This window comes from Nostoc cf. edaphicum LEGE 07299, from assembly GCF_015207245.1.
GTDB lineage: Bacteria > Cyanobacteriota > Cyanobacteriia > Cyanobacteriales > Nostocaceae > Nostoc > Nostoc edaphicum_B.
In genome coordinates, this window is sequence record NZ_JADEXF010000282.1 from 1 (window position 1) to 5744 (window position 5744).

Consider the following 5744-nt stretch of genomic DNA (forward strand, 5'->3'; position numbering starts at 1 on the left):
CCTGCTCCCCTGCTCCCCTGCCTCCCCTCTACCGATCCTCAAAACGGATGCAACTGCTGCCCCACAGAGTATTATGGCTGCAAAGCGAAAAGTTCCTTGGAACCCTGCAACGATCGCATCAGGAGGGGCAACAGAGACATCTGCACCCGCAGATATGCTTGCGATTAAAGCTCCAAATACTGCCCCAATTAGAGAAACTCCTACGGTGTTCCCTGATGTACGTGACAAAGACAAAAGCCCAGAAGCAATCCCTAGCCGCTCTCTTGGTACTGATCCCATAACAGTGCTGTTGTTGGGCGATTGGAATAAACCCAGACCAATGCCGTAAATAAAATAGCGCGATACATAACCTAACTCAGTAATTTGAGCGTCAAAGGTGCTAATCCCCAGACAGCCGCCAATCATCAAGCCCAACCCAATTGAACTGATTAGTCGAGCGCCAAAACGGTCTGAAAGTATTCCAGCTAGTGGGGCAATTAACCCACTAAGTACAGGTGATACGGCTAGTAACAGCCCTACTTTTACCGTCGGATATTGCTTGACCCTCTCTAGAAAGAAAGGGACAATGAGTAGCGAACCGCCAATAACAATGAATGCTAACCAGCCACTTAGCAAACCCATACTCAACTGAAGATTGCGAAACAGCTTTAGCTCTAGTAGTGGCTGCTTTAGAATCGCTTCAACTACCAAAAAAGTAGTGAAACTCACGGCGGCGATCGCTAGTAATATCAATGCATTGTTACTACCAAAGCCCTGGCTTTGCCCTAGCGTCATACCTAAACCAAAACTACCTAGAGTCAATAAAGCCAATATGGCTCCAAAAAAGTCAAATTTCTGTTTGCCCTCAATGCGTGCAGAAGGTGGCACCACGCGAGCTATTAAGAAACTAGCGATAATCCCCAAGGGTACATTGATGAAGAATATACTATGCCAGCCTGACCAGCTTAAGAGCAATCCGCCAGCAGAAGGGCCAAAAGCAATTCCCAGTGACACTACACTACCGATGACGCCAACAGCCCGACCTCGTTCGGAAGAGGGAAAAACTTCTGTGATGATTGCCAAACCAAGCCCAGAAATAAACACAGCACCTAGTCCTTGAAGCGCCCGAAAGCCGATTAACCACTCGATACTAGGTGCAAAACCACACAACAGCGAACTGAAAGTGAACAGAACCAGTCCCCCTTGGTATAAGGACTTCTTACCCCACATATCCCCCAAGCGGGTTGCTCCCAAAACTAAACCGGAACTGACCAACTGGTAACTCAATACAGCCCATTGGGTGGTAGGAAAACTGGTATTAAAGGCTTGCACCAATGTGGGCAAAGCAACATTGATGATCCCCACATCCAGAGTAGACATGAATACCCCAAGTCCGACACCGAATAAGACCCAATTTTTTTGAGAGCCTGATAAAGCCAGAGGTTCTGCTTGGAATTGTGCCAATGTTTAGCCTCCACCTTTGACTTTACGGTTGTGAATAGTTTGCATACGTATATTCATTGTAGGGCGCTATCCTCGCTACGAAGTTCAGGAAACTAAATTTGCCGCTTCCATCCTCAACGTTGGCAATTTTGCTGAGTGCGATGCCTGCGGCGGGCGTAGCCATCGCAGCAGGCGCTTCGTTGCTCGGAAATGCTCTGGATGAATGAAAAATTCAGCTTTATATTAAGTATCTACTTCTCAATCGGCAAGATTGGCTTTTCCACTTGTCATATATTTGGTAAAGTACTTAAGTACTCTTAACTCTGCACTCCTTCGGCTATATCAACGGTAGAAATCAACAAAATACGGTAGCTTGATTGCGTTACTGTAATTTAAACTAGTTAGCAAACTATCATAGACAACTCTCAGAAGCAAGCTCTAGAGAAAATGGAGAATAGGGAATGGGAAATGTCAATTATTAAAGCCAAAAAAATAGCGATCGTATTATTCTCGTTGCACCAATTCTGTTTAAAGATGTGTAAAAAGAACCTCACCGCCTGCGGCACTTCCCCACAAGTTTGGAGGACTTGGGAAGGTTCAAAATAATGTGCAGCTTCACAGAGAATTGGTATTACTCAGTAAATCAAAGATAAAAATAATTTAATGACAATGGATAATTTTGGGATTTACACACTTGCTAATGACGTGGTATTTGACCAACTAGTAGCCTTGCTAAATAGTATTGAGGTGAATGTTAGTGCAGATATTCCTATTTGTATCATTCCCTATGATGACCGCTTAGAGCGAGTTAAGCAGGAGATACATTCTCGATCTAATGTTACCCTATTTGACGATAAAAGCTCGATTCAAAAATGGGATGATTTTGCCGTTCAAGTTTGGAATGCTTATCCAATAAATAGCCGGAAAAATAAGCCTTCTATGGAATGGAACAAAAAAAATAATTTAATCAGAAAAATGTGTGCTTTTGATGGTGAGTTTGAAAAATTTGTATTTTATGATGCTGATAGTTTGGCAATGAATAAGCTGGACAAGGTTTTAGAAAAACTAGACCAATACGACTTTGTGTTTGATGACTGGGAACACACAAAACAAACTTCAGTTGCAGCTTTTGACTTGCCGAAGTTAGAACAAAAAATGTCTTTGTCTGAATCTGAAATCAGACGAAAAATACACTGTTCTAGTTTTTTTGGTTCCAAAAAGGGGATTTTAGGCATTGAAGAATTAAAAATACTCAAAAAGCGATTGATAGAAGATAAGGAAGTCGAATGGATTAATGAACTTGCTTGGTGGTGTGACGCAGATTTATTTAGTTACATGACTTTCAGAATTGCTCGGTCGCTATTTAACTTTACACTCAGTCCTAATGGCGAAGATAGGACTGGCAACTGTGCTCGTGTAAATCGATTTGTGAACATTGATAATGTTCTTTACAACCAACAGGGATTAAAACCCATTCATCGTCTTCACTATATGGGCTATGGTGCTATTGAATTTGCCCGCTTGTGTAAAGGTGAAGATGTTAATATTTGTTACAAAAATGAATTTTTACACTATCGCTTTCTGAAGCAACCAGAGCAAAAACCGAAGCGATTAAAGCCACCTACTATAGCGGCTAGAAGCAATCGATTTATCAAAAAAGTTTGGAATAAAATTAATCAAACTATTTCTTACACTTAGCTTTTGCCCAGCCTTGCTCATTAGACCTTTTGCATAAATCAAAAATAAAAATCCCACCGCGCCAAAGTGTAGCTTTGTCTCCCCTTCCCGATGCTAAGGCTACAGTGTACGCACATCTTGGTTAATAAAGCCCAAACCCTGGATTCACCCCCCTTAATCTCCCCTTGGTAAGCTACGGTGTACACACAAGTCCTAAAAACCTAGCTTGATAAGACTTTCCTCGTTCCCAGTCTCCGGCTGGGAATGCATTCATTGAGTCAGAGACTCAATGCCAGATTGGAGGCAGAGCCTCCACGAGGAGCATTCCCATGTAGAACATGGGAACGAGATAAAAACGAGATAAACGAGAGAAGAATAGAAAATCAAGCTTTTTTCGACTTGTGTATACACCGTAGCTTGGTAAGGGGGGAAATATCCGGGTTCTCTCTCCCCCAAGGCATCGGGGGAGTTAGAGGGGGTGAGAAGGACTTGTGTGTACACCGTAGGTCTTTGCTAAGGCGTAGGGATTAAGGGGTGGCGTGTTAAGGACTTTTGCAAGAATATGTATTATGCGTTTAGTTCGTGAGCAATGTCCACTCTACATATTGCAAAAATGCCAAAAGTTAGTGTTTCCATTCCCACGTTTAATCGAGTTAATTTACTGCCTTTCGCAATTGACAGTGTACTCAAGCAATCTGAGCAAGACTTTGAGCTAATTATTTGTGATGACGGTTCTAGCGATCGCACACCCGAATTGATGTCACAATATACAGACGATCGGATTAAATATATCCGTCATCAGCAAAATATTGGTAAAAGTAATAATATGCGCTCTGGCTTTGATGCTGCCACTGGTGAATATTTTATCAAATTTGATGATGACGACCGACTAACACCCGATTTTCTCGCAAGTACAGCAGCTATTCTTGCTCAAGACTTTAGCATTGATTTTGTTGGTACAGACCATTGGATAATTGATATTAACAATGTGCGGGATGAGGCAAAAACTCAAGAAAATTCTCATCGCTGGGGTAGGAAGAATTTACCCGCAGGTGTTGTAAATAATTTGTTGGAAGTCGTATTTATTCGGCAAAGCTTTCAAGTTGGGGCAACATTATTTCGCCGTAAAACCTTGCAAGAATTAGGATATATGCAGCCAAATCTGCAAAATTGTGAGGATAATGATTTATTTGTGCGTCTGGCTTTGGCTGGAAAAAAGGGCTATTACTTACCAGAATTATTGATGGAATATCGCTCTCATGCAGAACAGCAAGGTATTAATCGAGCTATTCCTTATTTATTTGATAAAATCCAGTATTTAGAAAATTATAAATTTGAGTCTGAGAAATTAGAGAAAGTCAGGAAAAATCGTTTAACTGAAACACAATTATTATTAGGTTTGCGTTTAATTGAAAAGGGTGAAACACAACAAGGTAGAGAGCTAGTTTTAGCGGGGCAGTCTTTTTCGACTGCTAAAGCTTGGACTGGTTTAGGTTTATCGTTGTTACCAGTTGGCTGGCGAGGTAAGGCTTTTAATGCATTGCGACAGATGCAGGGTTAGAGATTGACATATTGTGCAACTTACTTTTCACGTAATCTAGAAAAGCTGTGTAGCTGTGTAGGTTGGGTTGAGGAACGAAACCCAAGATTGAGCTTTGATTGTTGGGTTTCACTTCGTTCAACCGAACCTACAATTATCTTGATGGCTCATGGCCCACACAAAGACGCAGAGAAGAGTAGCTGTGTAGGTTGGGTTGAGGAACGAAACCCAACATTAGGCGTTAATTCTTGGATTTCACTTCGTTCAACCCAACCTACTCGCTACTAGCTGACCACTGATCAACTATTTCAAGCATTTTTTTAATACTTATACCTTTGATCATATTTTTACCATGTGGAATTTTAACCCTTTCCACGACATCATTCAATGATTTAAACTGTTCTTTATTACGTTCATTTTCTACTGCTTCCGCTATCTGGGAAGCTTTTTTTTGATTGAAACCAGCATTTCGTAATTTAGAGACAATTTTAACTTGACTAAGCGCTTTAAAAACTTCTATTGGTTCAGTCTTATCAGCCATCTGCTTTTTAAGCTCTTTGACTTCATTTTCTAACTTTGCATTACCAGTTGCTTGCTCTAATATTTGGTTTGTTATCTTTTCAAAACGTGATTCCAAATTTATTAAAAATTGTTCCATGTCTTGGAAGTTGAAAGATGTTTGATCTGAAGAATCAGCTTTTTGCTGTCTAAATAATTCAACTTGCTTTGTTAAAGTCTCTTCATTTTCAGACTCAATGATAAATACTTCAATCATTTCGCCCTTACGAGGATCTATCTCTCTAGCTCTAACAGCAGCATAATACTCAAAGTATCCATCGACTACCTCGTATGATTGCAGACTTGTTCTACGAACAACTATGGGATTAATAACGCCCTCAGAGTCTAAAATTAATCGAGCAGCCTCTTCTAGTTTATCATCTGCGAAAATTGAACGAAGTTTGCTTGAAGTAATTTTTTTTACAGCAACAAGTGATGTAGCTAATTTCATTAAGACAGTCCTATTTTTTGTAAAACTTCTATTGCTAATAACTCAAATTCATGTGCCGAAGTTGAGTCTGGTTTAAAATCTAGCACTGATATTGGG

Annotated in this window: 4 protein-coding genes; 2 read left to right on the forward strand and 2 right to left on the reverse strand. The window is 40.6% G+C overall.

The genetic code is table 11. The features are described from left to right. A partial coding sequence (locus tag IQ229_RS10495; protein ID WP_194043448.1) for an MFS transporter occupies positions 1-1443 on the reverse strand: 1443 nt, incomplete at its 3' end. A gap of 642 nt (positions 1444-2085) precedes the next feature. Here IQ229_RS10495 and IQ229_RS10500 point away from each other — a divergent pair. Together IQ229_RS10500 and IQ229_RS10505 are read left to right on the forward strand one after the other, a co-directional pair. Next, positions 2086-3120 (forward strand): Npun_R2821/Npun_R2822 family protein, encoded by a 1035-nt coding sequence (locus IQ229_RS10500; RefSeq protein ID WP_322743970.1) that lies wholly within the window; start codon positions 2086-2088, stop codon positions 3118-3120. A 592-nt stretch (positions 3121-3712) separates the two neighbouring features. Beyond that, complete coding sequence (locus IQ229_RS10505; RefSeq protein WP_194043450.1) at positions 3713-4660, forward strand: glycosyltransferase family 2 protein; 948 nt, start codon at positions 3713-3715, stop codon at positions 4658-4660. A 253-nt stretch (positions 4661-4913) separates the two neighbouring features. Here IQ229_RS10505 and IQ229_RS10510 read toward each other — a convergent pair whose 3' ends face one another. Then, complete coding sequence (locus IQ229_RS10510; protein ID WP_194043452.1) at positions 4914-5648, reverse strand: ParB N-terminal domain-containing protein; 735 nt, start codon at positions 5646-5648, stop codon at positions 4914-4916. Positions 5649-5744 lie beyond the last annotated feature (96 nt).

Coding starts and splice junctions, on each gene's coding strand:
- IQ229_RS10500 (WP_322743970.1), top strand. CDS start 2,086: ATGACAATGGATAATTTTGGGATTTACACACTTGCTAATGACGTGGTA.
- IQ229_RS10505 (WP_194043450.1), top strand. CDS start 3,713: ATGCCAAAAGTTAGTGTTTCCATTCCCACGTTTAATCGAGTTAATTTA.
- IQ229_RS10510 (WP_194043452.1), bottom strand. CDS start 5,648: ATGAAATTAGCTACATCACTTGTTGCTGTAAAAAAAATTACTTCAAGC.